Below are 23,867 nucleotides of genomic sequence, written 5' to 3' on the forward strand. Positions count from 1 at the left end.
GCGCGGGGGCAGGCGGGGGTGGAGCTGCTGCTGTCGGCGGTGGCGCTCGCGGTCGCGGCGGTGCCGGAGGGCCTGCCCACGGTGGTGACGCTCGCGCTCGCGGTGGGCGTGCAGCGCATGGCGAAGGGGCACGTGCTCGTGCGGCGGATGCAGGCGGTGGAGGCGCTCGGCTCGGCCACCGTCATCTGCACGGACAAGACGGGCACGCTCACCCGGGGAATCATGGAGGTGCGCGAGGTGTGGCCCCCGGAGGCCACGCAGCGCGTGCTGGAGGTGGCGGCGGCGTGCTGTGACGCGGAGCTGCCAGCCGTGGGGGCGCAGGGCCCCGGCGCGGGGGACCCCACGGAGCTGGCGCTGCTCGCGGCCGCGCGGGCCCGGGGCGTGGAGCGCTCGGACGTGGAGCGTGAGCGCCCCCGGGTGTCGGAGCAGCCCTTTGATTCGGACCGGCGGCGCATGAGCGTCCTGCGCTCGGATGGGGTCCTCTACGTGAAGGGCGCGCTGGAGGTGCTGCTGCCGCTGTGCCGGCAGGTGCCGCCGGGCGTGGCGGAGGCCCTGGCGTCGCTGGCGGGGCGCGCCCTGCGCGTGCTGGCCGTGGCGGAGGGGAAGGGCCCCGACGAGCGGGAGCTCACGCTGGTGGGGCTGGTGGGGCTGGCGGATCCGCCCCGGCCCGAAGCGGTGGAGGCCGTGCGCGCGGCGCGCGAGGCCGGGGTGCGCACGGTGATGATCACCGGCGACCACCCCACCACGGCGCTGGCCATCGCGAGGGAGCTGGGCCTGCTGCGCGAGGGCGAGTCGCCGGAGGGCATCGTGCACGCGCGGGCGACGGCGGAGGAGAAGCTGCGCATCGTGCGCGGCTGGAAGGCGCGCGGCGAGGTGGTGGCCATGACGGGGGACGGCGTGAACGATGCGCCGGCCCTGCGCGAGGCCCACATCGGCATCGCCATGGGCCGCACCGGCGCGGAGGTCACCCGCGAGGCGTCCGACCTCATCCTCACGGACGACCACTTCGCCAGCATCGTGGCGGCCGTGCGCGAGGGGCGCGGCATCTACGAGAACATCCGCAAGACGCTCGTGTACCTGCTGGCCGGCAACGCCGGGGAGCTGGTGCTGATGCTCGGCGCGTCGCTGCTGGGACTGCCCCTGCCGCTGCTGCCGCTGCACCTGCTCTGGGTGAACCTCGTCACGGACGGGCTGCCGGCCCTGGCGCTGGTCATGGACCCGGCCCCTCCGGACGTCATGCGGCGGCCGCCGAGGCGGCCCGAGGAGCCCATGCTGGGCCGGCGCGAGTGGACGGCGGTGCTGGGCACCGGCCTGCTGGACGCCGCCGTCACGCTGGGCACCTTCCTCTGGGCGCTCCGGCACCTGTCGCTGGAGGAGGCGCGCACCCTGACGTTCACCGTGCTGGTGGTCTGCCAGGTGCTGCGGGCCTTCGCCGCGCGCAGCGCCGGGATGCTCCACTGGGAGGTGGGGACGTTCACCAACGGGGCGCTGCTCGGGGTGGTCGCCTTCACGCTGGCGCTCCAGGTCGCCCTGCCGGAGGTGCCCCTGCTCGCCGCGTTCTTCTCGCTCGTCCCGCTGGCCGCCACGCACCTCCTGCTCGCGCTGGGCCTGGGGCTCATCCCGGTGAGCGTGCTGGAGCTGCGCAAGCTGGTGGCGCGGAGCCGGGGCCCGGCGAGGCGTTGAGCAAGGAGCTGCCCGGCGGGCCGCGCACGTCCCCGCGCCCGCCGCCCCGGGCGGGCCCTCAGCGCGGGAGCACCTGCTCGGCCCGGACCTCCGTCGCCTCCAGGGGCTCGCCCCGCTCGAAGCGGCGGATGCTCTCGAGCGTGGTGCGGGCGATGGCGCCCAGCGCCTCACGGGTGAGGAAGGCCTGGTGCGCGGTGATGAGCACGTTGGGGAAGGTGAGCAGCCGCGCGAGCACGTCGTCCTGGAGCACCTGCCCGGAGAGGTCCTGGAAGAAGACGCCCTCCTCCTCCTCGTACACGTCCAGCCCGGCGGCCCCCAGGTGGCCCGACTTGAGCGCCGCCAGCAGGGCCTGGCTGTCGATGAGCGCCCCGCGGCCGGTGTTGATGAGCATGGCCCCGGGCTTCATCCGCGCGAGCGCCGCCGCGTCGATGAGGTGGCGCGTGGCGGGCGTGAGGGGCACGTGCAGCGACAGGACGTCCGCCCGGGCCAGGGCCTCCGGGAGCGCCACGGGCTCCAGGTGCAGCTGGCGCGCGTCCTCCTCCTTCAGCCGCGGGTCCACCGCGAGCAGCCGGCAGCCGAAGCCGTGGAAGATGCGGGCGGTGGCGCGGCCGATGCGCCCCAGCCCCACCAGGGCCACCGTCTTGCCGGACAGGTCGAACCCCACCAGCCCGTCCAGCGAGAAGTTCCACTCGCGCACCCGCGCGTAGGCGCGGTGCACCTTGCGGTTGAGCGCGAGCACCAGCGCCGCCGTGTGCTCGGCCACGGCCTGCGGCGAGTACTCGGGGACGCGGACGACGGTCATCCCCAGCCGGGCGGCCTCCGCCAGGTCCACGTGGTTGAAGCCCGCCGAGCGCAGCGCCACCAGCCGCGTGCCCCCTCGCGCCAGCGCCTGGAGGCACGCGCCGTCCAGCCGGTCATTCACGAAGGAGCACACCCCGGGGAAGCCCGCCGCCAGCCCCACCGTCTGGGGCGTCAGGCGCGGCTCGAACCAGGTGAGCTCGTGGCCGAACCCGGAGTTGGCCTCCTCGAAGGCGGTGCGGTCGAAGCGGTGGGTGTCGAAGAAGGCGATGCGCATGGGCGTGTCCCCCGGCGGCGCGCGGAGGCGGCCGTGAAGTGTCCTCGCCGGACTCTGCATCCGCCGTGCGCGGCCCGGACACCGGCCCCAAGGGCTGGGGGGCGCAAGCGTTGCGCGGTGCACGCCCCGGGCGTGCAACTCCTGCGGGGGCGCGCCGCGCGCGGGCCGGGACAGGACTGGCATGCATCCTGTAGAGCAAGGGGCATGGGCCGCGCGGTGGGGGGCCCGGGGCGCGATACGGGAGACGGAGGAAGCTCGATGGATGCCACGCGTGAAGAGGTGGGGGCGCGATGAGCGCGTCTCCCAGGGTCCCGGTCGCCATCGGGTGGTTCGCGCTGGGGTACTTCGCCTGCTACCTGCCCTACAGCGCGCTGACGAAGGCGCTGAGCCTGGGCGCGCTGCCGGGGATGACGGCGGGGCTGCCGGGCTTCGTGCTGCTGCCCTCCACGGCGCTGGCCACGCTCGTGGGGATGTTCGCGTACCTGGCGTGGAGCGGCGCCTTCCAGCACGCGGGGCGCCGGCGCTTCGGGCCGGTGAGCCTGCCCTGGCCGGGGCGCTGGACGTTCCTGTCGGGCCTGTGCACCACGGGCATCATCGCCACCACCACGCTGGCGTACACCTTCGACGGCACCTCCATCGTCTTCATGATGCTGCTGATGCGCGGCGGCGTGCTGGTGCTCGCGCCGCTGGTGGACGCGGTGAGCGGCCGTCACGTCACGTGGCCTTCGCGGGTCGCGCTGGGGGTGAGCCTGGTGGCGCTGCTCGTCGCGACGGGGCCGGGCGCGGACCCGCGCCTGTCGCTGGCGGCGGGGCTGGACTGGGCGGTGTACGTCGTCAGCTACTTCGTGCGGCTGCGCTTCATGAGCCGGCTGGCGAAGAACCACGTGCCCGGCGCGCGCGAGCGCTACTTCGTGGAGGAGCAGATGGTGGCCGCGCCCGCGCTCGTCGTCCTGCTGGCGCTGTGGGCCTTCGCGGGCGTGGGCGGCGCGGCGGAGCAGCTGCGCGAGGGCTTCACCGGGATGTTCTCACGGCCCACGCTGGCCGTGGAGGTGGCCGTGGGGCTGTTCTCCCAGGGCAGCGGCATCTTCGGCGGCCTGGTGCTGCTGGACGCGCGGGAGAACACCTTCACCGTGCCCATCAACCGCGCCTCCAGCGTGTTCGCGGGCGTGGGCGCGACGGTCGTGCTCTCCGCGTGGCTGGGGCTCCCCGGCGTGGGCGTCCGCGAGCTGGCGGGCGCCGCGCTGGTGACGGTGGCCGTCGCGGTGCTCGCGGCGCCGGGCGTGCTCGCGGCGCGGCGCAAGCGCACCGCCTCCCTGTCACTTCCCCCGGCCTCCTGATGCCCGCGCGCGACGAGGACTCCATGCACGTTGACCCCATCACGACCCTGGCGCGGCGGATGCTCCTGTCCCGCCGGGACGCGCTGCGCGCGGCGCGCGCGGACGAGGAGGTGGCGGCCCGGCCGCCCGTGCGCAGGGCGTGCCTGCCGCCGCGCGAACTGGAGGAGGTGGAGGCGGCGCTCGAGCGCATCGAGCAGGGCCGCTTCGGCGGCTGCGAGCGGTGTGGGGGCGCCATTGGCCGGCAGCGGCTGCTGGCCGTCCCGGAGGCGCGCTGCTGCCTGGCATGCGCGGACGCGCGGGCCCGGGACGCGAACGCGTGAAGGCCCCGGGTCCAGGTCTTCTGGTAAGCAGGGGCATGGCCCCAGAACGCATCCTGGTCGTGGATGACGAGGTGAACGCGCGGCGCGCCCTGGCCACCCTCCTGGCGGAGGAGGGCTACGAGGTGCGGGAGGCCGCGGACGGCGCGGAGGCGCTCGCCGCGCTCGCGGACTTCTCACCCGCGCTGGTGCTCACCGACGTGCGGATGCCGCGCATGGACGGCGTCACCCTGCTGCGCCGCGCGAAGGAGGAAGGCAGCGACGCGGCCTTCGTGATGATGACGGCGTTCGCCACGGTGGAGGCGGCCGTGGAGGCCATGCGCCTGGGCGCGGAGAGCTACCTCACCAAGCCGTTGGACCTGAACGCCGTGCTCGTCGTGCTGGGCAAGGCGCTGGAGACGCGCCGGCTGAAGCAGGAGGCGCGGCAGCTGCGGGAGCGGGTGGCGGAGCGCTTCCGCGTGGGCAACATCATCGGGGACGCGCCCGAGCTCCAGGGCGTCTACTCCCTCATCCACCAGGCGGCCCCCACGCGGGCCACGGTGCTCATCCTGGGGGAGAGCGGCACGGGCAAGGAGCTGGTGGCCCAGGCGCTGCACGAGCTCAGCCCTCGCAAGGCGCGCCCCTTCGTCAAGGTGCACTGCGCGGCGCTCAGCGAGAGCCTGCTGGAGAGCGAGCTGTTCGGCCATGAGAAGGGCTCCTTCACCGGCGCCCTGGCGCGCAAGGAGGGCCGCTTCGAGCTGGCGGACGGGGGCACCCTGTTCCTGGACGAGATTGGCGAAATCTCCCCGGCCGTGCAGGTGAAGCTCCTGCGCGTGCTGCAGGGCCGCGAGTTCGAACGCGTGGGCGGCACGCAGACGGTGAAGGTGGACGTGCGCATCGTGGCGGCCACCCACCGGGACCTGGAGGCGGAGGTGAAGGCGGGCCGCTTCCGCGAGGACCTCTACTACCGCCTCAACGTGGTGGCGGTGACGCTGCCGCCCCTGCGCCGGCGCAAGGCGGACATCCCCGCGCTGGTGAGCCACTTCATCGAGCGCTGCAACGCGACCCACGGCAAGGGCGTGAAGGGGCTGGCGCCCGGCACCCTGGAGGCGCTGATGAGCCACGACTGGCCGGGCAACATCCGCGAACTGGAGAACGCGGTGGAGCGCGCCGTGGTGCTCGCGCGGGGAGAGGAGCTCACGGCGGACGACCTGCCGCCCGTGCTGCGCGGCCCCCGTCCCAGCGCCGGGGGCGGCGACCGGCTCATCCCCGGCGCGACGCTGGCCGCCATCGAACGCGAGGCCATCCTGCGCACGCTGGAGATGGTGCAGGGCTCCACCACGCGCGCCGCGGAGGTGCTGGGCATCAGCGTGCGGAAGATCCAATACAAGCTCAAGGAGTACGGCGGCGGTGGCGCCGGCCCGGACGAGGAGCCGGCCGCGCCTTGAGGCCCCGCGCGCAAGGAAGGGATTCACCATGGAAGCCGGACCTGGAGGCGTGACGGAAGACATCCTGGAGGAACTCCAGCGCTACGTGGGGTTCTCCGACGGCGACGGGGAGGCCCTGCGGGAGCTGCACCCCATCGCCTGCGCGCACTTCGAGCGCATCGCGGACGTCTTCTACCGGCGCATCCTCGAGCACCCGGGGGCGCGCGAGGCGCTGGAGGGCGGCGAGAGCCGGGTGGGGCACCTCAAGGTGACCCTCCAGGACTGGATGGGGTCGCTCCTGCTGGGGCCGTGGGACGCGGCCTGGTTCGAGCGCCGCTGCCGCATCGGCCGGGTGCACGTGCGCATCCACCTGCCGCAGCACTACATGTTCGGCGCCATGAACCTGCTGCGCCAGGAGCTGACGGCGGTGCTGGAGGAGTCGCTGCGCGGCGACCCCGCCCGGGCCGCCCGCCTGGGCCGGGCGCTGGGGAAGATCCTCGACCTGGAGCTGGCCATCATGCTGCACACGTACCGCGAGGACCTGCTGGCCCAGTCGGCCCGGTCCGAGCGGCTGGCGACCTTCGGACAGCTGGTGGGCTCCATCGGCCATGAGCTGCGCAACCCCCTGGGCGTCATCGAGACGTCGCTCTTCATCCTCAAGGGCCGCCCCGCCGCGAAGGAGGATGCGCGCGTGGTCAAGCACCTGGACCGCATCGGGGAGCAGGTGGAGGTGGCCAACCACATCGTCACCAGCCTGCTGGACATGATCCGCTCCAGCCCGCTGGTCCGCGCGCCGCTGCGGCTGGCGCAGGTCTGGGCCTCCGCGCTGGAGGCCGTCACGCCGCCCGCCCACGTGCGCGTGCGCGAGGAGGGACTGGAGGCCCTGCCCCCGCTGGAGGGGGACGCGGTGCAGATGCGGCAGGTCTTCGTGAACCTGCTGCAGAACGCGGTGCAGGCCCTGGGCGAGCGCGAGGGCGAGGTGTGGCTGACGGCGGACGTCCCGGAGGCCGGGGCGCGGCGGGTCCGCCTGGTGCTGGAGGACAGCGGCCCGGGCCTGGATCCGGCCATCCGCGCGCGCGTCTTCGAGCCGCTGATGACGACGAAGGCGCGCGGGCTGGGGCTGGGCCTGGCGCTCGTGCGGCGCATCCTGGAGCGGCATGGCGGCGGCATCGCGTACGCTCCCGCCGAAGCCGGAGCCGGGCCGGGAGGGGCCCGCTTCGTGATGGAGCTTCCCCTGACGCTGGAGCCATCCTGATGGGCCACTTCCTGTTGGTGGATGACAACCGGGCGTTCGCGGAGAACCTGGCGGAGATCCTCGAGGAGCAGGGCCACTCGGCCACCGTGGTGGACGGGGGCGAGGCCGCGCTCCAGGCCGCGCGCGAGGCGCGCTACGACGTGCTCATCACCGACATGCGCATGGCCGGGATGAGTGGCGCCGCGCTGGTGCACCACCTGCGCCAGCGAGACCCGGGGCTCGCGGCCATCGTCGTCACCGCGCACCCCGGGGAGGCCGAGCTCGCGCGGGCGCGCGCGGAGGGCGTGCTCGCGGTGCTGCCCAAGCCGGTGCCGGTGCCGGTGCTGGTGGAGCTGCTCGCGCGGGCCCGCCGCGACGGGCTCGTCATGCTGGTGGAGGACGACGTCCGCCTCGCGGACAACCTCACGGAGGTGCTGCGTGAGCGCGGCTTCACGGCCGTGGTCGCGCACTCGGTGCCGGACGTGGAGGGGCTGGAGTCCGTCCGCCCCTTCGCGGCGCTCGTGGACCTGCGCGTGCCAGGCGGCCCCGACGGCGAGGCGCTGCGCCGCGTGCGGGAGCGCTTCCCCGCCACCACCCCCTTCGTCGTCACGGCCTTCCCGGAGGCGCTGCCCGCGGACTTCGAGGGCCGGTGTGTCCGCAAGCCCTTCGACACCGGGGCGCTGCTCGCCGCGCTGGAGCAGGTGCACGGAGGCCGCGCGTGACGGGGGGCGCGGGGGAGCGCCCCCGGGTGCTGGTGGTGGATGACAACGCGGCGTTCCTGGACAACATGAAGGAGCTGCTGGAGGACCAGGGCTACGCCGTCTCCAGCGCGACGAGCTGCGCGGGGGCGCTGGAGCGGGCGCCGGCGGGCTTCGACGTGGCGCTGGTGGACGTCCGGCTGCCGGACGGGGAGGGCTCGTGGCTCGCCCCCCGGCTCAAGGCGCTGGTGCCGGACGGAGAGGTGGTGCTGCTCACGGGCCTGGGCATGCTGGAGGCGGCGGTGGCCGCGGTGCACGCGGGCGCGTGCGCGTACCTGCTCAAGCCCTGCGCCACGCCGGAGCTGCTGGTGACCCTGGAGCAGGCGCTGCGCCAGGTGCGGCTGCACCGCGAGAAGCGGGCGCTGGCCCGGCGCGCGCAGATGTCGGAGAAGCTGGCCGCGGTGGGCACGCTGACCGCGGGCCTGACGCATGAAATCCGCAACCCCCTCAACGCGGCCGTCCTGCAGCTCGTCGTCCTGGAGCGGCGGGTGCGCAGGCTGGAGGAGTCCGTCCAGGGGCCGCTCCTGGAGCCGCTGCTGCTGGTGCGGGATGAAATCCGCCGCCTGGATCACATCCTCGAGGACTTCCTCCAGTTCGCCCGTCCCCGCGAGTTCAGGTCGGACGCCGTGGCGGTGGCGCCCCTGTTCGAGCGGGTGGGCAGCCTCCTGGCCTGGCAGGCCGAGCAGCGCGGCGTGACGCTGGACGTGGAGCCGCCGGGCGCGTTGGAGGTGTGGGGGGAGGAGGAGCGGCTGCGGCAGGTGCTGCTGAACCTGGCGCTCAACGCGCTGGAGGCGACGCCGCCGGGAGGCCGGGTGCGCTTCAGCGCGAGCGCGCACCCGGGAGAGGTGGCGCTCTTCGTGGACGACAGCGGGCCCGGAGTACCGGTGGAGGCGCGGGCGCGGCTCTTCGAGCCCTTCTTCACGACGAAGGCGAGCGGCAGCGGGCTGGGGCTCTCCATCGTGCATGCCATCGTCACCCAGCACGGCGGCACCCTCCAGGTGGAGGATGGCCCGCTGGGGGGCGCGCGCTTCGCCGTGCACCTGCCCGGCGCACCGGGGCCGCTGGCGGCGTGACACCCGTCAAGGCGCGGGCGTCACGCCCACGGTCCGTGTCTTGCCATCCGGGTCCACCTCCAGCTTGAGGCGCGGGGTGCCCTGGGCGTCGTGGATGACGATGCTCGCGACGCCGTTCTCCACGCCCATCGTGATGCGCTCCTTCCAGTCATGCCGGAAGGTGATGGTGGGCTTTCCCTTTTCCAAGGCCATGCACATGGCCTCGTAGCCCTCCTCGCTGTCGAAGCAGAGCCCGCGGAAGTCAATGGAGTCGAGCATCCCCAGCCCTCCAATCTCCTGCCCGGTGGGGCTCAGGAACTGGATGCCGTAGGCGGTGACGGCGCGCTTGAGGCCCTGGGGGTTGGGCATCGGCGCGGCGATGCGCACGCGCGTCTGGCCATTCTCGTCGACGATGTTCAGCTCCCGGACGGAGAGGGACTCCGCGGGGCGGGGCGCGGCGGCGCCTCCCGTACACGCGCTCATGATCAGCGCGGAAGAGGAGACGGCTGCCAACGCGAACGGACGGAAGGTGGAAGGGGTCATGCGGCGGAAGCTAGACGCCGGCTCCGCCTCTGTCCCCCGGGGGATTCCATCCTTCCGTCACGGGTATGTCATGGGCACGGCGCCTTCAAGCGGGCAGCGTGCCCTGGCCGGTGGCCAGCGTGTTCATGAAGGACTTCACCTTCCGCACGTAGGTGGCGTCGCCGGTGCCGGCGGGGATGGCGTCCGGGTTGCTCCGGTCCACGCCGTTGGGGCCGGAGTTGTAGGCGCGCAGGGCCAGCTCATCGCTGCCGAACTGCTCCTTCATGTCCTTCATGTAGAAGGCGCCCGCCAGGATGTTCGTCTCCGGGTCGGAGAGGTTCTTGCCCTGGAGCTCCGGGTGCCTGGCCTGCAGCTCCCCGAAGGTGTTGGGGTTGACCTGCATCAGGCCGGTGTCCGTGAGGCCGTTGCCGCCGTTCGTGGAGACGGCCTCCAGGTTGCCGCGCGACTCCTGCCAGATCTGCGCGGCCAGCATCTCCGCCGGCATGCCCGTCTTGGCGGAGGCGGACTCGATGGCGCCCCGGAACTTCTCCAGTCCCGGGGGCAGGTTGCCGCCCAGCTTGGAGCCGCCGCTCGAGGACACCGTCGGCCGCGAGGCCGCGGGGCCCACGACGCCGGTGTTGCCGTTGAGCGCCACGGGCGGCCGGGCCGACGAAGCCTGCGGCGTGAAGCTGCTGTCGGAGAAGGGCTGCGAACCCGTGCCGCACCTGCCACCCTCGGCGGCCTGGACCCCCTGCGCGCCGCCCGTCGCCTGCCCCAGCAGCTGAACGATGGACGTCAGCGCGGACAGCGTCTCCTGCAGCATCTTGCCCAGCTCCGCGCCCTTGCTGGAGCCGGCGTCGAAGCCGTCCTGCTGCAGCGCCGAGGACAGCCGCGAGCCCGGCTTCTGCGCCGGGGAGAACCCGCTCACGTTGCCGGCCTGGAGGTTGGCGGGACGGGCGCTGCCGGCGTCGTGAACCGGCATGCGGGACACGGGCGTGGAGGCGCTGCGAAGGGGCGAGATGGCCATGGCGGGGACCTCGAAAGGGATTGGGTTTCGGGTGAAGCGATGCCAGAGCCCATAGCAGCCGCTGTGCCAGTCCCCGGAAGCCGGCGGGCCGCGCACAACCCACGGTTTTCACGAGCCTCCCGAAGGGCCCCAAGGCCCGCGCCTGGTGACTGCGGTCACCGGTCCGATGCCCACCGTCATCAGCCGGACCCAGCGCCATTCGCGGCATGACAGCGGGGAGGGCGTCGTGCAGAACGCGTGCATGGCCGACATCACCCACCGCACTGTCCGGACGAACGGCATCCACCTGCACCTGTCGGAGGCCGGCCAGGGGCCGCTGGTGCTGCTGCTCCACGGCTGGCCGGAGTCGGGGTACTCGTGGCGCCACCAGCTCGCGGCGCTCGCGGAGGCCGGCTACCACGCGGTGGCGCCCGACGTTCGCGGCTACGGGCAGAGCGACCGGCCGGAGCCCGTCGAGGCCTACAGCATGAAGCAGCTGCTGGCGGACTGGGTGGGCCTGCTCGATGCGCTGGGGGAGAAGACCGCGGTGGTGGTGGGCCACGACTGGGGCGCGGCGATGGCGTGGACCTGCGCCGCGCTGCACCCGGACCGCTTCCGCGCCGTCGTGGGCCTGAGCGTGCCGTACCTGGGCCGCGCGCCCCTGCCGCCGACGCAGCTCTTCCGGAGCATGTTCAAGGACACGTGGGTCTACCTCCTCTACTTCCAGGCGCCGGGCGTCGCCGAGGCGGAGTTCGAAGCGGACGTCCCGAGGACGGTCCGCACCATCCTGGCCGGCGCCCCCGGCTTCGATTCGCGAGGCCTGGTCGACCCGGCCCGCCGCAAGGGCGACGGTTTCCTCACCGGCCTCGATGTGCCGGACTCGCTGCCCGCGTGGCTGACGGAGGCGGACCTCGCGCACTTCGCGAAGGAGCTGGAGCACAGCGGCTTCCGGGGCGGGCTCAATCGCTATCGGAACATGGACCGCGACTGGGAGGAGCTGCCCGAACTCGCGACCGCCCTCATCCGGCAGCCCGCCCTGTTCCTCATCGGGGAGAAGGATCCGGGCCGCGGCTTCTCTCCGGTGGACCCCATGAAGGCGCTGGTGCCCGGGCTCCGGGACCTGGTGGTCATTCCCGGCGCGGGCCACTGGCTCCAGCAGGAGCGTCCGCAGGAGGTGAACGCCGCCCTGCTGGCGTTCCTGAAGTCACTGCCCGCGTAGCAAACCCAGACGCTGAAGGCTCTCACCGGTGCGCACCTGATGGCCCGCGGCCAGCAGCTGCGCGATGCAATGCCCACCGATGAAGCCAGACCCGCCGGTGACCAGGACCGTGCTCATCGCCGCCTCGCGTTCATGTTCATGCACGGGAGTCTGTCCGCGACCCCGGCGAAGGTGAACGGCCAGATTCCGCAAGGGCCGTGAAGCCCACCTTCACGGCTTCAGTCCCAAGCAATCCGGTCGAAGAGCGCGCGCAGCCTGGCGCCGCGCGCGGGGTGGAGGTACGTCACCCAGGCAATCCTTCCGAGCAGGTGCGCGCGGAAGTCGGGATGGCCGCCGGTGTTCTGGCTGGCCGGCCCCCGGGTGCGGCACAGGTGCAGGACGGCCTTCAGCCGGTCGTAGTCCTCGCGGCGGAGGTTGGGGTGCTCATTCACCACCACGCCCGCGAGCCACTGCTGGTGGCCTTTGGACATCACCCGCGTCTTGTCCTCACGAACCGTGAAGCCCTCGTCGCGCACGATGCGGCGCACGCTCCGAAGGAGGCGGCGGATGCTCCCGGGCCTCGCGGCGTCCGCTGAGAACGCCAGGTCGTCCGCGTAGCGCGTGTAACGCATGCCCAGGACACCCGCGAGCGCGGACAGCCGGACGTCCAGCCGGTACGCGGCGAGGTTGGCGAGCGCGGGCGACGTCGGCGCTCCCTGCGGCAGGTGGCGCGACTCCAGCCTCCGGCCCAGGAGCCAACGCGATTCCACCTCCTGGGCGTGGGTTGGCTTCCGGGCCTGCGCGACCACCGCCCCTGGCGTCCGGTTCGTGCAGAGCCCCACCAGTGCCCCCGCCACCCCATCCGGATATCCGGCGGCGCGGAACACGCCCCAGAGCCTCGGTGGCCGCACGGAGAGGAAGAAGTCCTCCAGGTCCAGCCGCACGACGACCGCCTGGCGCGTATGGGGTTCGACGAAGCCTCGGATCCCCCGGCCTTTCACGAAGCCATGCGCCGCTTCGTGCGGAGGAATCCGGTCCAGGATGCAGTGGAGCACCTTGCGCTGGAGCCTCGCGAGCTCCTCACCGGGCTGCTCCAGCAGCCGCTGCCCGCCGCTGCGTTTGGGAATCCAGGTGTAGCCATAGCGCCGCCAGCGCCCGGGAGAGGTCCTGTGCTCCAATCCCTTTCCATCCGCCAGCCAGTCAAGCTGGGCATCCGTCACCCCCAGCCACGCCGCGAGGTCCGCCTGGGTGGGCAGGGCTGGAACGGGCCACGGGGCGCGGCCCATCTGAGGCTCGGCGGTGAGCCAGCGAAGAAGCCGCACCGGCGCGGTCGGGTTCGCGCAGGCCTGCTTCAACGCGGGCCGCGTCGCGAGTATCTCCGCGAGCAACTCCAGCCTGTCGTGCGGTGGCCGGGGAAAGAACCGCAGCGTGCTTCGCGCGAGCGACGCGAGCCACGGGAACCGGCCGCCGACGACTTCGGCTCCGTTCGCGATGAGCCCGGCGCGCGTCCAGGGCGCCGCGAGGAAGGCGGACGCGAGCGCCTTCGCCACCACGTTCCGTTCACTCATCCGGCACGCATCCGCCATGCGGCGGCCCGGTCCCACCTGTCCCGTCTGGCGTGGCCAGCGTCGCGGCTTGCCGCGAGGTCGGCCATGCGTGGGGAAGTGCTCCGCTTGAAGAATCCCCGGGGGTACCCCGGAGAGGCAGGGGACCGTGTCGCCACGGACCGTCTACCTGCTGGGTTTCCAGACCGCCGCATGACGCGAGCCACGGTACACGGCAACCCCTGCCGCGGTCGAGCCGCGAGGACTTCACGGCGGGCCGCCAGCCTTCAGTCCTGCGCGGTGGGACGGACAATCACCTCGCCCACGTCCACGTCCGCGGGCTGCTCGATGGCGAAGGCCATGGCGCGGGCAATCGCCTCCGGCGCGATCGCGAGCCTGTCCTTGACCTCCTCGAACCGGGCCCGGAGCTCCGGATTCTTCACGTGCTCCAGGAAGTTCGTCCGGGTCATCCCCGGGGAGATGACCGTCACCCGCAGCCTGGGGCCCGCCTCCTGGCGCAGCCCTTCGGAGATGGCGCGCACGGCGAACTTCGTCCCGGCGTAGACCGCCTGTCCGGGCACGATCCGGTGCGCCGAGGTCGACGCGGTGTTGATGAAGTGCCCGAAGCCCTGCTCGCGAAAGACAGGCAGCGCGGCGGCGATGCCGTACAGCACGCCCTTGATGTTGGTGTCGATCAGCTCCTCCCAGTCGTCGACGCGCAGGTCGTCCAGCGGCGAGGTGGCCAGGCTGCCCGCGTTGTTGATGAGCACGTCCAGCTTGCCGTACCGCTCGCGGGCCAGGCGGACGAGCCCGGCGACGTCCTCGCGCCGCCTCACGTCGGTCCGCGCGCAGAGGGCTTCGCCCCCTGCCGTCCGGATGCGCTCCACCACCGGGTCCAGCCGCTCCGTCCGCCGCGCGCCGAGCACGACCTTCGCTCCGCGCTCCGCGAGCAGCAGCGCCGCGGCTTCGCCAATGCCGGTGCTGGCTCCGGTGATGGCAATGACCTTGTCCTGGATGCCTGACATGACGCCCTCCTGCCCGGCCAGGTGAGGGGAGGGCCGGGCCTGCGATGCGAGACGTAGCCATGCCGGGGCGCGCCGGGCTTGGACGTTGTTGACCTGCCGTGCACGTCAACTTCGCCCAAGCCAGGGGGGACGCCCGTCCCTAGAATCCAACCGTGACCGCGCTCTCTCACGCCGTCGTGGATGGCCCCCTGTCCATCCAGACCTCTCTCTTCCCGGAGCTGCCGGGCTTGCGGCTGGTGCGCTACCGGACGGACGGGCGGCTGCTGCGCTCCGTGAAGGAGCGTTTCTCCGTGATGCTGACGCAGCGGGGGCACTCGGAGTGGTGGGGGCGGGGCAAGGTCCATTCCTCCTCACCCCGCACGGTCGACCTCAAGCAGATGGGCGAGGTGCACCGGGACCTGCGCCGTGACGGACCCGCCCGGTTCCAGGTCATCGCCTTCGACGAATCCCTCGTCGCCGAGGCCCGCGAGGCGCTGGGCGCGCCGGCCTCCGCCCGGCTTCGCCAGCTCCAACTCGAAACAGCCCAGCCCTCGGCGGCCGCGTTCGTGCGACTCCACGCCGTGCTGGACGCGGGCCTGGAGGGACGCGCCAGCGCGCTCGCGCTCCAGACGGCCCTGGCTGAATCCCTCTCCGCGCTGGTCGGATGTCTGGACCCCTCGGGCGCAGTGGAGCAGCGCTACCGGTGGCCCATCCGGCGCGTGGTGGAGGCCCTGCACGAAGCCATTCCACAGGGCATCACCCTGGAGTCACTGGCCCAGCAGGTGGGCTGGAACCGGTTCCACCTGTGCCGCGCCTTCCGCGAGGAACTGGGCATGCCTCCGCACACCTACCTCACCCACCTGCGCGTCTCGCGAGCGCAGCGGCTGCTGTCACAGGGACTGGCGCCCGCGGAGGTCGCCCTCCAGGTCGGGCTCTGTGATCAGAGTCAGCTCAACCGGCACTTCAAGCGCATCGTCGGCATCACCCCGGGGCAGTTCGCGCGCGCCGTGCACTGAGTGCGGCAGGTGCTACCGGAGGCCTTCCCGGAAGACGGCTTCAATGTTGTTGCCGTCCGGATCCAGCACGAAGGCGGCGTAGTACCCGGAGGGATAGCCCTTCTCGACGCCGCGCAGTCCGGGCGGTCCGTTGTCGGTCCCGCCCGCCGCCACCGCGGCCGCGTGGAAGGCGTCGACCTGGGCGCGGCTCGTGGCGGCGAAGGCCGTGTGCTGCTTCACGCCGTGGGGATGGAAGCGGTCGATCCAGAAGATGGGGTACTCCCGGCCGTAGCCAATGCCATCCGCGCCCGTCTCGGGGGGAAGCTGCATGGCACGGCGCAGTCCGAGCGCTCCCAGTGCCGCGTCGTAGAAGACCGCGGAACGTGCGACGTCCGCGACACCCATCCCCGTGTGGTCGAGCATGGTCCTCAGTGTATGGGCGCGAAGCCCCGCTCGCGCATCAGGGCGTCGAGGGTCGCGTCCTTTCCACGAAACTTCCGGTAGCCCTCGAACGGATCGACGGTGTTGCCCACCGCCAGCACGTGCTCGCGCAGCCTCGCGGCCACCTTCGCGTCGTAGGCGCCTCCGGCTTCCTGGAACGCCTCGAACGCGTCCGACGCCAGCATGTCCGCCCAGAGATAGCGGTAGTAGCCCGCCGCGTACGCGTTGCTGGCGAAGACGTGCCCGAAGTGGGGCATGCGGAAGCGCATGCCGACCTCCACCGGTGCGCCCAGCCGCCGGAGCACGTCGCGCTCGAGCGCGTCCGGGTCGATTCGCTTCGCTCCCGCCAGGCCGGTGGCGGTCTACTGCCTGGGGGGACGACGGACTTCCTGGTGCACGTCGTGTGTCGGGACACGGAGCACCTGCGCGTGCTCACCATCCAGTCCTTCACCCGCCGCCCGGAGGTGAGCCGCATCGAGACGTCGCTGGTGTTCTCCTTCGCGCGCTCGGGGCTGCCGGTCGACCGGGGGGCCTGACGGAAGTGGCGCTGTAACCTTTCGCCGTCCATTTTCGTGGTGGCCGTCGGATGCCCGGAATGTGCCGGGCCTTGGGACGGAGGACGGACATGCAGGCGACGAAGGTGGCCGTGGTGGGCGGCGGACTGGGGGGCCTCTCGGCGGCGGCGCTGCTCGCGCGGGGCGGCTGCGAGGTGACGTTGTACGAGCGCTCGAAGCACCTGGGCGGGCGGGCGCGGACGACGGAGGTGGAGGGCTTCCGCTTCAACCTGGGCCCGCATGCCCTGTACCGGGCGGGCGCGGCGCTGCGGGTGTTGGAGCGCCTGGGGGTGAGGCCCACGGGAGGCATTCCGAACCAGGCGGGCGCCCATGCGCTGCTCGGGGGCCGGCTGCACACGCTGCCCCGAGGCGCCGTGACGCTGATGACGACGGACGTGCTGTCGCTCGCCGGGAAGCTGGAGGTGGCGAAGCTGCTGGCGGGGCTGGCCCGCATCGACACGCAGCCGCTGGGCGCGCTGTCGATGCGCGAGTGGCTGGAGACGCGCCTGACGCGAAAGGACAGCCGGGCGCTCGTCGCGGCGTTGATCCGCGTGTCCACGTACTGCGCGGACCTGGAGGCGCTCAGCGCGGGGGCGGCGTTGAAGCAGCTCCAGTGCGCGACGGCCGCGAACGTGCTGTACGTGGACGGAGGTTGGAGCACCCTGGTGGACGCGGTGGCGCAGCGGGGGCGCGAAGCCGGAGCCCGGCTGGAGCTGTCCGCGCGGGTGGAGGGCGTCGTGCTCCAGGCTGGAGGCCAGCGGGTCGAAGGCGTGAGGCTCGCGGACGGCACGGTGCACCGGGCGGACGCGGTGGTGCTGGCGGGGAGTCCCGCGGACGTGGCGGCGCTCGTGCCGGAGGACGCGGTGCTCGCAAGGGAGGCGCGGGAGGCGGTGCCGGTCCATGCGGCGACGCTGGAGCTGGGACTGTCGGCGCTGCCGAGGCCGGACGCGCTGTTCGCGCTCGGGTTGGATGGGCCCTGGTACGCGTCGGTGCACTCGGCCTCCGCGAAGCTGGCCCCGGAAGGGGGCGCGATGGTGCACGTGGCGAAGTACCTGGGAGGCACGGACACGGACGCGAGCGAGGCGCAGCTGGAAGCCGTAATGGACGCGCTCCAGCCAGGCTGGCGCGAGAAGGTGGTGGCGAGGCGTTTCCGTCCTTCGCTCACGGTCAGCGCGGGGCTGCCCCGGGCCGCGAATGGAGGACTGTCCGGGCGGCCCACGGTGTCGGTGCCGCACGTGGGCGGCCTCTACCGCGTGGGCGACTGGGTGGGCGAGGAGGGAATGCTCGCGGACGCATCCCTGGCGAGCGCCGAGGCCGTGGAGCAAGCCCTGGTGCAAGGCAATGCGGCGTCCCAACGCCGTGCAGCGGGGGCCTGAGTTGCTGGAGGCACGGATGAGAGATCGGCCGCGAAGTCACCAGGTCCTCCGCCATGAACCCCGTCCCCGTGGATGAGAAGGTGAGAACCCCGCGGTGGGACCGCCCGCCGGCGACGCTTCGGAAAAACCTGTCCGACAGTCGGACAGGTTCTGGAGGACCGCGTCCCGGCAGCGCCCGCGTCAGCCTGGCACTGCGTACGAACGTGTCCGACAGTCGGACAGGTTTTGGGAATCGGCGGCCGGGGGCTCGCTCCGGCCGGGTGGGTGATGACCGCTGGGCCTTGGGCTCACCCCGCATCGATGCTTCCTGGCTTCGTGCCTGGATTGTTGGAACGTGAGGACTTGAACGGGATGGATTCACAGGCGCGAGGAGCACTGGGCCAGGCGGCGCGCGAGCATGAGCGCTTCCTCTGGGGGCTCTGCTACCGGATGACCGGCGTGGCGGCGGACGCCGATGACCTGGTGCAGGACGTCTATGCACGCGCGCTCGCGACGCCGCCGGAGCGGCTGGACCTGCTTCGGCCCTGGCTGACCCGCGTGGCCGTCAACCTGGCTCGCGACCATCTGCGCCGCCGCCGCCGTGAGGGCTACGTCGGGCCCTGGCTGCCCTCACCGGTGGAGACCGGCGACGAGGAGGTCCCTCCCTCCATGGAGGCCCGGCTTCCAGGCGGTGGCTCCACCGAGGGACGCTATGAACTGCTGGAGAGCGTCTCCTTCGCCTTCCTGCTGGCACTGGAGGCCCTGTCGCCCAAACAGCGGGCCGTGCTGCTGCTGCGCGATGTCTTTGATTACTCGGTGCTGGAAGTGGCCGAGGCCCTGCGCATGAGCGAAGCGAACGTGAAGGTCGTGCACCACCGCGCACGGGCGGCCATGGCCGCGTATGACCAGGCGCGATGCGTGCCCACCCGCGACATGCAGGCGCGCACCCGGGCCGCGCTGGAGGCCTTCCTGGGCGCACTCGTGACGGGGGACGTGGCCGCCGCGGAGGCACTGCTGGCCTCGGACGTGCGCGCGCTCACGGACGGCGGCGGAAAGAGCCGCGCCGCCCTGGTGCCCATCCTGGGCCCGCAGCGCGTCGTCCTCTTCGTCCGCCGGCTGATGGAGATGCGGAGCATGCCCATCGCCTTGGAGATGAAGATGCTCAACGGCCTACCCGCCATGGTGGTCGTGTACCCTCCCGCGAAGGACCCGATGCTGGCCATGCACACGGTGATGCGCGTGGACCTGGACGCGGACGGACGCATCCATGCGCTGCATTCCATCGTCGTGGACCGGAAGCTCTCGGCCGTGCGCATGCCCGTGCCGGAATGACGGATGGCGTGCCGCATGTCTGCTACCAACGGGACGGCAAGGTGAGCTTCCAGTAGGCCGGCGCACCTCCGGATGGCCCCGGAGGATGAAGCCCCTGCCCAAGCGCTCCCTCCGTCACCAGTTCCCTGGTGACGGACGGGGCGGGCGAACGGGGGAGCGGGCATGGCGGGACGGCAGAGCGACGCACCAATGGGGGGCGAGCCGTCCCTGTTCACCCGGCTGGCGGTGGGCGTGTTCCGGCACCGGAGCTGGGTGCTCGTGGGCACGCTGCTGCTCCTCGCCGCGGCGGTGTGGGCGCTGCTCCGGGGCGGGCACCTCACCACCGGCACCATCGAGGGCATCGAAGCCGCGAAGGCCGAAGCGCTCGCGCGCGGTGCCGCCGCCGGGTCGAACGACCAGACCCTGGCGGTCATCTTCCATCACGACACCTGGACCACGGACGAGCCGCGCTTCACCCAGGCGGTGACGTCCGTGCTGTCGCGCGTGGAGCGGCTGCCAGAGGTTGACTCCGTGGTGTCACCCATCGGTGCACCCGAGGCCTTCCGCGCCCGCTTCGTGGCGAAGACAGGCCACGACCTGCTGGCGCTGGTGCGGCTCAAGGGCGGCGAGCGCGAGGCCACCGCCGCGTTCCCCGCCGTGCGCTCGGCATTGGAGGACCCGAACCTCCGGACGACGCTCACCGGCAAGGTGGCCTTCCTGGCCGCGCTCAACGAGCTGCTGGAGCACGACCTGCTGCGCGCGGAGTTGCTGTCCTTCCCGCTGGCGCTGCTGGTGTTGCTGTGGGTGTTCCGGACGGTGGTGGCGGCCATGCTGCCGCTGGTGGTGGGCGGGCTGGCGGTGCTGTGCGGCGTGGCGGGCGTGATGCTCCTGTCGCACGTCACGAACATGGCCCAGTACACGCTCAACGTCGTGTCGCTCATCGGGCTGGGCGTGGCCATCGACTACTCGCTCTTCATCGTGAGCCGCTTCCGCTCCGAGCTGGCTTTGGGCCTCTCCACGGAGCAGGCGCTGATGCGCACGCTGGACACCGCCGGGCGCGCGGTGGCGTTCTCCGGGCTGGCCGTCACGGTGGGATTGGGCGGGCTGCTCTTCTTCCAGGGCTCGTACCTGAGCGCCATGGGACTGGGCGGCGCCCTGGTGGTGGCCTTCGCGGTCCTCTTCGCGCTCACCGTGCTGCCCGCGCTCCTCGCCTGGCTGGGGCCTCGCGTGGACCGGGGTCGGCTGCCCTTCACGCCCAGGGCAGGCCGTGGCGGCGGCTGGCATGCGCTGGCCACCTGGGTGATGCGTCATCCCGGCTGGGTGCTGTTGCCCACGCTGACGTTGCTGTTGGCCATGGGGCTGCCGTTCCGGCGCCTCCAGCTGGCGGCCACGGACATCACCGCGCTGCCCGAGGGCACCGAAGCACGTCAGGGCGCGGAGACCCTGGCCCGCCTGTTCCCCCGCGAGGCCGCCACCCGCGTGCTGGTGGCGGTGGAGTTCCCCAGCGGCAATCCCCTCACGCCGGAGCGCGCGGGTGCGCTCTACGACGCCAGCCGCCGGGTGGCCTCGCTGCCCGGCGTGGTCGGCGTGGAGAGCGCGGTGGACCTTGGCCCCGGCATGGACCGGGCCACGGTCCAGCGCATGGCCGCGGCGCCACCCCAATTCCTTCCACCGGAGGTCCAGGCCGCGCGGGCCGCGTACGTCACTGGCAACGTGGCGGTGATGCAGGTGCTGACGTCCTCTCCGCCCAGCAGCGTGGAGGCGCGCAACCTGGTCCGGGCGCTGCGCGAGGAGCGCGCGGTGGGGGATGGCCAATGGTGGGTGGGAGGACAGACCGCGACGGACGTGGACGCGGCGGCCTTCGTGAAGCACCACACGCCCGCGGCGGTGGGCTTCGTGATGGGGATGACGTGCATCGTCCTCTTCGTGCTCCTGCGCTCCGTGCTGCTGCCGTTGAAGGCGCTCCTGATGAACCTGCTGTCGCTGGCCGGTTCGTTCGGGGCCCTGGTGTGGATCTTCCAGGAGGGACACCTGCACCGGCTGCTGCGCTTCGAGCCCGGGCCCATCGAACCGTCGCTGCCCATCCTGTTGTTCTGCGCCCTGTTCGGCCTGTCCATGGACTACGAGGTGCTGCTGCTCAGCCGCATCCGCGAGGAGTACCTGCGCACGGGCGACAACACCCACGCGGTGGCGGAAGGGCTGGAGCGCACCGGCGGCCTCATCACCAGCGCGGCGGCCATCATGGTCGCCGTGTTCGCGGCCTTCACGCTGGCGTCCGTGGTGGTGGTGAAGGCGATGGGCCTGGGCATGGCCATCGCCGTCGCGCTGGATGCGACGCTGGTCCGGGTGCTCATCGTCCCCGCGATGATGCGGCTGATGGGGGATTTGAACTGGTGGGGGCCCGGCCACTGGAGGCGCTCGCAGCCCCGGGCGCAGGGGACGGAGGTGCGGCCATGAACGCGAGGCAGCTCGGGTGGACGGCGGCGGCGCTGGGCGTGCTCGTGCACGGACACCGGCGGCTGATGGCCGGACTGCGGCGGCGCGCGGCCCCTCCCGTGACGTCCTTCGAGCCCCCCTCCGTGACGGTCATCCGCCCCATCCGGGGCCTGGACGTGGACGCACGCGAGAACGTCCGGGCGCTGCTGGACCTGGACTATCGCGGCGAGTGGGAGGTGCTCTTCGTCTTCGACAGCGAGGACGACCCGGCGTTCCTCCCCACCCGCGAGGAGGTGGCCGCCCGCCCGACGCGCGCGAAGCGGGTGGAGCTGCTGGTCGCGGGCGAGCCTCCGGTGGGAATGACGGGCAAGCTCAACGCGATGCAGGTGGGCGTGGACCGCTCCCGGTGCGAACTCCTGGCCTTCAGTGATTCGGACACGCGGCCTTCACCCAACGTGCTCACGGCGCTGGTGGGCGCGCTGCTGGAGGATGGAGGGACGGGCGCCACGTTCGCGCCCATCTACGCGGCGGCGGACACCCCGCTGGCGGGCGACGTGGGCTACGGGCTGCTGGTGAACGCGTGGTACGGCGCGTCGGTCGCGTGCTCCTCGGCGGCGGATGGCGCGCTGCCCTTCATCATGGGGCAGCTGATGGTGCTCCGCCGCCAGGCGCTCGCGGCCATCGGGGGCGTGGGCTGCGCCGCCGGGCAGTTCGTGGACGACATGTACCTGGGGCGCCGGCTGCACGAGGCCGGGTGGAAGAACCGCGTCGTCCACGCGCCCCTGCGCGTCGTCACCGGACGCCTGGGGCTGGGCGCCTTCCTGCGCATCTTCCGGCGGTGGATCCTCTTCTCGGAGGCAGGCCTCCCCGCCGCCTTCGCGCGGCCCCACTGGGTGCGCGGCGCGGTGAGCTGGCTGTCCTGGGGAAGCCTGGCGACGTCGGTGGCGAGGAGGGCCTGGGGCCCGGCCTTCCTGTCCGCGCTGCCCATCGGCTTCTCCGTGTGGAGCCAGCTGCGGCTTCAGCGGGCCTGTCACGGGCCGGACGTCGCTCCCCGGCACTACTGGGTTCCGGCGGTCCTGCCGCTGTTGGGCGCGGGCGTGGCGCTGTCCGCGCGGGTGTCCCGCGACGTGGACTGGCGCGGCCGGGGCTACCGGTTGGATGCGAAGGCGCGCCTGGGGGAAGCCCAGCCCGCGCGGGCCAGCGTGTAGACGGGACGGCGGACGCGACGATGCAGCCAGCTCCCCACCTGTTCCACCGCGCTCGCCACGGTGCCGCGCAAGGGCGGCCCGGCGGAGCGCAACAGCGGCGCGGCGGAGCGCAGGCTGCCTCCCGGTCCGTTCGGCGACAGCATCGCCGCGAAGGCATGCAGGACGACGCGCAGGTACTCGCGGGCCATCACCCGCATGCGGGGCTCCTCGGAGGACAAGAGGGCCATGGAGGCGCGCGCGCCACCGGGGCTGTGCTCCCAGTAGTGCAACAGGCCCATGCGCAGCGCGTGCATGGCCTCGTCCTGCCGGGCGAAGGCGCTGTAGAGCGCGGAGGCGAGCGCGACGCGGGTGCGCTGCGCGGGCCGCCTCGCGTGCGCGTAGTGCTCCAGCGCGCGGGCGACGTGGCCCGGGTGGCGGTCCAGCGACTCCTGGAGGGCGCGGGCGTCATGGAAGGCGGACGCCATGCCACTGGCCGTGAGCGGGTGGCAGCACGCGGCGGCGTCGCCCACGAGCACGGCGCTCCCCATCCACACGGTCTCCGCCAGCCAGTCGTCATTGGACGCCATGCGCACCGCGGGCCGCTCTTCCAGCGCCCGCCAGACGGCCTCCCTCAGACGCGAGGGCAGGGCGAGCAGCAACTCCGGTCGTTCCTTCAGCGTCCGGGCCGTGCTGCCCAGGGGCAGGTCCACCATCACGCGCGCCACGCCGGGCTGGATGGTGTACGCCAGCGCATGCACGGCGCCGCCCACGAACTGGTGGCCATGTTCCGGGTGGGTGAGGCAGTCGCTGTCCACCGTCACGCCCAGCATGGTGGAGAGGCGCTGGTGGTGCTCGGCGATGCCCAGCATCCGCCGCACGGGCGACGCGCGCCCGTCCGCGGCCACCAGCAGCCGGGCGTGCACGGTGTGCTCGGCGCCCGCGTGCGAATAGCGCAGGCGCACGCCGCGCTCGCAGTTGTGCTCCACGGCCGTCACGCGGGCCCGCGTGAGCAGGGTGACGTTGCGCCGCCGCGACACCGCTTCCAAGAGGGGCAGGGTGAGGGCGGCGTGCTCCAGAGACAGCCCCGTGCAACCGCGACCGTAGGGCAGGACGAGCGTGCGGGCGGGGGCATGGAAGCGCACCGCGAAGCCCTTCACGGGGTGCGCCGCCCAGCCATCCACCACGTCCCCGAAGCCCATCGCGCGCAGGTCCCGCACGCCGGTCGGGTGGAGCAGCTCGCCCGCGAGCTGCTTGTGCCGGTCCACGCCCGCGTCCAGCAGCAGGACGGACCACCCCAAATCGGAGAGCGCCGCCGCCACCGCGCAGCCCGCGGGTCCGCCCCCGGCTATCACCACTTCGGTGTCCCCCACGTGGCCCCCGCTGGCGTTCGCAGACTCCATGTCTGGCATTGAACGACTTATCCATTCATGCGCGGCGCCGCACGCGCGAGGA

23 protein-coding genes are annotated in these 23,867 nt (G+C 72.7%); 14 read left to right on the forward strand and 9 right to left on the reverse strand.

Annotated features, from left to right (window positions below; translation table 11 throughout):
- A partial coding sequence (locus D7X96_RS06210; RefSeq protein ID WP_147468250.1) for a cation-translocating P-type ATPase occupies positions 1 to 1,683 on the forward strand: 1,683 nt, incomplete at its 5' end.
- Between the two features lie 58 nt (positions 1,684 to 1,741).
- Here the strand turns inward: D7X96_RS06210 and D7X96_RS06215 are convergent.
- Positions 1,742 to 2,758, reverse strand: a complete 1,017-nt coding sequence (locus D7X96_RS06215) for a 2-hydroxyacid dehydrogenase (protein WP_120546970.1) — start codon at positions 2,756 to 2,758, stop codon at positions 1,742 to 1,744.
- A 290-nt stretch (positions 2,759 to 3,048) separates the two neighbouring features.
- Between D7X96_RS06215 and D7X96_RS06220 the strand changes: the two genes are divergently transcribed.
- The 6 genes from D7X96_RS06220 to D7X96_RS06245 are packed head-to-tail and all read left to right on the forward strand — an operon-like array spanning position 3,049 to position 8,883.
- A complete protein-coding gene (locus D7X96_RS06220; RefSeq protein WP_120546969.1) occupies positions 3,049 to 4,095 on the forward strand; it encodes a hypothetical protein in 1,047 nt (348 codons plus the stop codon).
- A 23-nt stretch (positions 4,096 to 4,118) separates the two neighbouring features.
- A complete protein-coding gene (locus D7X96_RS06225; RefSeq protein ID WP_199747048.1) occupies positions 4,119 to 4,415 on the forward strand; it encodes a TraR/DksA family transcriptional regulator in 297 nt (98 codons plus the stop codon).
- 35 nt (positions 4,416 to 4,450) lie between these two features.
- Positions 4,451 to 5,839 carry a sigma-54-dependent transcriptional regulator gene (locus D7X96_RS06230; RefSeq protein ID WP_121769236.1) on the forward strand — a complete coding sequence of 463 codons (1,389 nt, stop codon included), beginning with the start codon at positions 4,451 to 4,453 and terminating at the stop codon, positions 5,837 to 5,839.
- A gap of 28 nt (positions 5,840 to 5,867) precedes the next feature.
- Positions 5,868 to 7,073, forward strand: coding sequence for a sensor histidine kinase (locus D7X96_RS06235; RefSeq protein ID WP_244219466.1), 1,206 nt, complete (start codon positions 5,868 to 5,870; stop codon positions 7,071 to 7,073).
- Positions 7,073 to 7,774: a response regulator gene (locus D7X96_RS06240; protein WP_121724009.1), complete on the forward strand. Its 702-nt coding sequence runs from the start codon at positions 7,073 to 7,075 to the stop codon at positions 7,772 to 7,774. The genes D7X96_RS06235 and D7X96_RS06240 overlap by 1 nt, the downstream gene beginning before the upstream one ends.
- Positions 7,771 to 8,883 (forward strand): sensor histidine kinase, encoded by a 1,113-nt coding sequence (locus D7X96_RS06245; RefSeq protein WP_244219467.1) that lies wholly within the window; start codon positions 7,771 to 7,773, stop codon positions 8,881 to 8,883. Before D7X96_RS06240 ends, D7X96_RS06245 begins: the two co-directional genes overlap by 4 nt.
- A 6-nt stretch (positions 8,884 to 8,889) precedes the next feature.
- Here D7X96_RS06245 and D7X96_RS06250 read toward each other — a convergent pair whose 3' ends face one another.
- Both D7X96_RS06250 and D7X96_RS06255 read right to left on the reverse strand, forming a co-directional pair.
- A complete protein-coding gene (locus D7X96_RS06250) occupies positions 8,890 to 9,345 on the reverse strand; it encodes a hypothetical protein (RefSeq protein ID WP_244219468.1) in 456 nt (151 codons plus the stop codon).
- Between the two features lie 145 nt (positions 9,346 to 9,490).
- The gene (locus D7X96_RS06255; RefSeq protein WP_121769239.1) at positions 9,491 to 10,411 is read right to left on the reverse strand and encodes a lytic transglycosylase domain-containing protein; all 921 of its coding nucleotides are present in this window, start codon (positions 10,409 to 10,411) and stop codon (positions 9,491 to 9,493) included.
- A 241-nt stretch (positions 10,412 to 10,652) separates the two neighbouring features.
- Here D7X96_RS06255 and D7X96_RS06260 point away from each other — a divergent pair, with 241 nt between their 5' ends.
- Entirely contained in the window at positions 10,653 to 11,609 is a 957-nt protein-coding gene (locus D7X96_RS06260; protein ID WP_121724015.1) for an alpha/beta fold hydrolase, read from the forward strand.
- Here the strand turns inward: D7X96_RS06260 and D7X96_RS06265 are convergent.
- From D7X96_RS06265 to D7X96_RS06275, 3 genes are all read right to left on the reverse strand, one after another.
- Positions 11,595 to 11,726 (reverse strand): NAD-dependent epimerase/dehydratase family protein, encoded by a 132-nt coding sequence (locus D7X96_RS06265; protein ID WP_199747050.1) that lies wholly within the window; start codon positions 11,724 to 11,726, stop codon positions 11,595 to 11,597. The genes D7X96_RS06260 and D7X96_RS06265 overlap by 15 nt on opposite strands.
- A gap of 101 nt (positions 11,727 to 11,827) precedes the next feature.
- The gene (locus tag D7X96_RS06270) at positions 11,828 to 13,156 is read right to left on the reverse strand and encodes a reverse transcriptase family protein (RefSeq protein WP_121769240.1); all 1,329 of its coding nucleotides are present in this window, start codon (positions 13,154 to 13,156) and stop codon (positions 11,828 to 11,830) included.
- Positions 13,157 to 13,419: 263 nt separating this feature from the next.
- Positions 13,420 to 14,157, reverse strand: a complete 738-nt coding sequence (locus tag D7X96_RS06275) for an SDR family oxidoreductase (RefSeq protein WP_121724011.1) — start codon at positions 14,155 to 14,157, stop codon at positions 13,420 to 13,422.
- Between the two features lie 152 nt (positions 14,158 to 14,309).
- Between D7X96_RS06275 and D7X96_RS06280 the strand changes: the two genes are divergently transcribed.
- Positions 14,310 to 15,152 (forward strand): helix-turn-helix transcriptional regulator, encoded by an 843-nt coding sequence (locus D7X96_RS06280; RefSeq protein WP_121769241.1) that lies wholly within the window; start codon positions 14,310 to 14,312, stop codon positions 15,150 to 15,152.
- Between the two features lie 12 nt (positions 15,153 to 15,164).
- Here D7X96_RS06280 and D7X96_RS06285 read toward each other — a convergent pair whose 3' ends face one another.
- Both D7X96_RS06285 and D7X96_RS06290 read right to left on the reverse strand, forming a co-directional pair.
- Positions 15,165 to 15,554, reverse strand: coding sequence for a VOC family protein (locus tag D7X96_RS06285; protein WP_121769242.1), 390 nt, complete (start codon positions 15,552 to 15,554; stop codon positions 15,165 to 15,167).
- A 5-nt stretch (positions 15,555 to 15,559) separates the two neighbouring features.
- Entirely contained in the window at positions 15,560 to 15,877 is a 318-nt protein-coding gene (locus D7X96_RS06290) for a M3 family metallopeptidase (RefSeq protein WP_370450084.1), read from the reverse strand.
- Positions 15,878 to 15,964: 87 nt separating this feature from the next.
- Here D7X96_RS06290 and D7X96_RS06295 point away from each other — a divergent pair, with 87 nt between their 5' ends.
- From D7X96_RS06295 to D7X96_RS06315, 5 genes are all read left to right on the forward strand, one after another.
- Positions 15,965 to 16,108, forward strand: a complete 144-nt coding sequence (locus tag D7X96_RS06295; protein WP_233609974.1) for an Lrp/AsnC ligand binding domain-containing protein — start codon at positions 15,965 to 15,967, stop codon at positions 16,106 to 16,108.
- Between the two features lie 89 nt (positions 16,109 to 16,197).
- On the forward strand, positions 16,198 to 17,502 hold the full coding sequence (locus tag D7X96_RS06300) for a phytoene desaturase family protein (protein ID WP_121769243.1): 1,305 nt from the start codon (positions 16,198 to 16,200) through the stop codon (positions 17,500 to 17,502).
- A gap of 351 nt (positions 17,503 to 17,853) precedes the next feature.
- Positions 17,854 to 18,813, forward strand: a complete 960-nt coding sequence (locus D7X96_RS06305) for a sigma-70 family RNA polymerase sigma factor (protein WP_121725296.1) — start codon at positions 17,854 to 17,856, stop codon at positions 18,811 to 18,813.
- A 162-nt stretch (positions 18,814 to 18,975) separates the two neighbouring features.
- A complete protein-coding gene (locus D7X96_RS06310) occupies positions 18,976 to 21,249 on the forward strand; it encodes an MMPL family transporter (RefSeq protein ID WP_121769244.1) in 2,274 nt (757 codons plus the stop codon).
- Positions 21,246 to 22,436, forward strand: coding sequence for a glycosyltransferase family 2 protein (locus D7X96_RS06315; RefSeq protein WP_121769245.1), 1,191 nt, complete (start codon positions 21,246 to 21,248; stop codon positions 22,434 to 22,436). The genes D7X96_RS06310 and D7X96_RS06315 overlap by 4 nt, the downstream gene beginning before the upstream one ends.
- Here D7X96_RS06315 and D7X96_RS06320 read toward each other — a convergent pair.
- Entirely contained in the window at positions 22,376 to 23,815 is a 1,440-nt protein-coding gene (locus D7X96_RS06320; protein ID WP_158626558.1) for an FAD-dependent oxidoreductase, read from the reverse strand. The genes D7X96_RS06315 and D7X96_RS06320 overlap by 61 nt on opposite strands.
- Between the last annotated feature and the right edge of the window lie 52 nt (positions 23,816 to 23,867).

The sequence above is a fragment of the Corallococcus interemptor genome (genome assembly GCF_003668875.1).
Classification (GTDB): domain Bacteria; phylum Myxococcota; class Myxococcia; order Myxococcales; family Myxococcaceae; genus Corallococcus; species Corallococcus interemptor.

Coding starts and splice junctions, on each gene's coding strand:
- D7X96_RS06265 (WP_199747050.1), bottom strand. CDS start 11,726: ATGAGCACGGTCCTGGTCACCGGCGGGTCTGGCTTCATCGGTGGGCAT.
- D7X96_RS06260 (WP_121724015.1), top strand. CDS start 10,653: ATGGCCGACATCACCCACCGCACTGTCCGGACGAACGGCATCCACCTG.
- D7X96_RS06320 (WP_158626558.1), bottom strand. CDS start 23,815: ATGGAGTCTGCGAACGCCAGCGGGGGCCACGTGGGGGACACCGAAGTG.
- D7X96_RS06240 (WP_121724009.1), top strand. CDS start 7,073: ATGGGCCACTTCCTGTTGGTGGATGACAACCGGGCGTTCGCGGAGAAC.
- D7X96_RS06310 (WP_121769244.1), top strand. CDS start 18,976: ATGGCGGGACGGCAGAGCGACGCACCAATGGGGGGCGAGCCGTCCCTG.
- D7X96_RS06255 (WP_121769239.1), bottom strand. CDS start 10,411: ATGGCCATCTCGCCCCTTCGCAGCGCCTCCACGCCCGTGTCCCGCATG.
- D7X96_RS06300 (WP_121769243.1), top strand. CDS start 16,198: ATGCAGGCGACGAAGGTGGCCGTGGTGGGCGGCGGACTGGGGGGCCTC.
- D7X96_RS06285 (WP_121769242.1), bottom strand. CDS start 15,554: ATGCTCGACCACACGGGGATGGGTGTCGCGGACGTCGCACGTTCCGCG.
- D7X96_RS06215 (WP_120546970.1), bottom strand. CDS start 2,758: ATGCGCATCGCCTTCTTCGACACCCACCGCTTCGACCGCACCGCCTTC.
- D7X96_RS06235 (WP_244219466.1), top strand. CDS start 5,868: ATGGAAGCCGGACCTGGAGGCGTGACGGAAGACATCCTGGAGGAACTC.
- D7X96_RS06220 (WP_120546969.1), top strand. CDS start 3,049: ATGAGCGCGTCTCCCAGGGTCCCGGTCGCCATCGGGTGGTTCGCGCTG.
- D7X96_RS06250 (WP_244219468.1), bottom strand. CDS start 9,345: ATGAGCGCGTGTACGGGAGGCGCCGCCGCGCCCCGCCCCGCGGAGTCC.
- D7X96_RS06270 (WP_121769240.1), bottom strand. CDS start 13,156: ATGAGTGAACGGAACGTGGTGGCGAAGGCGCTCGCGTCCGCCTTCCTC.
- D7X96_RS06305 (WP_121725296.1), top strand. CDS start 17,854: ATGGATTCACAGGCGCGAGGAGCACTGGGCCAGGCGGCGCGCGAGCAT.
- D7X96_RS06230 (WP_121769236.1), top strand. CDS start 4,451: ATGGCCCCAGAACGCATCCTGGTCGTGGATGACGAGGTGAACGCGCGG.
- D7X96_RS06225 (WP_199747048.1), top strand. CDS start 4,119: ATGCACGTTGACCCCATCACGACCCTGGCGCGGCGGATGCTCCTGTCC.
- D7X96_RS06315 (WP_121769245.1), top strand. CDS start 21,246: ATGAACGCGAGGCAGCTCGGGTGGACGGCGGCGGCGCTGGGCGTGCTC.
- D7X96_RS06275 (WP_121724011.1), bottom strand. CDS start 14,157: ATGTCAGGCATCCAGGACAAGGTCATTGCCATCACCGGAGCCAGCACC.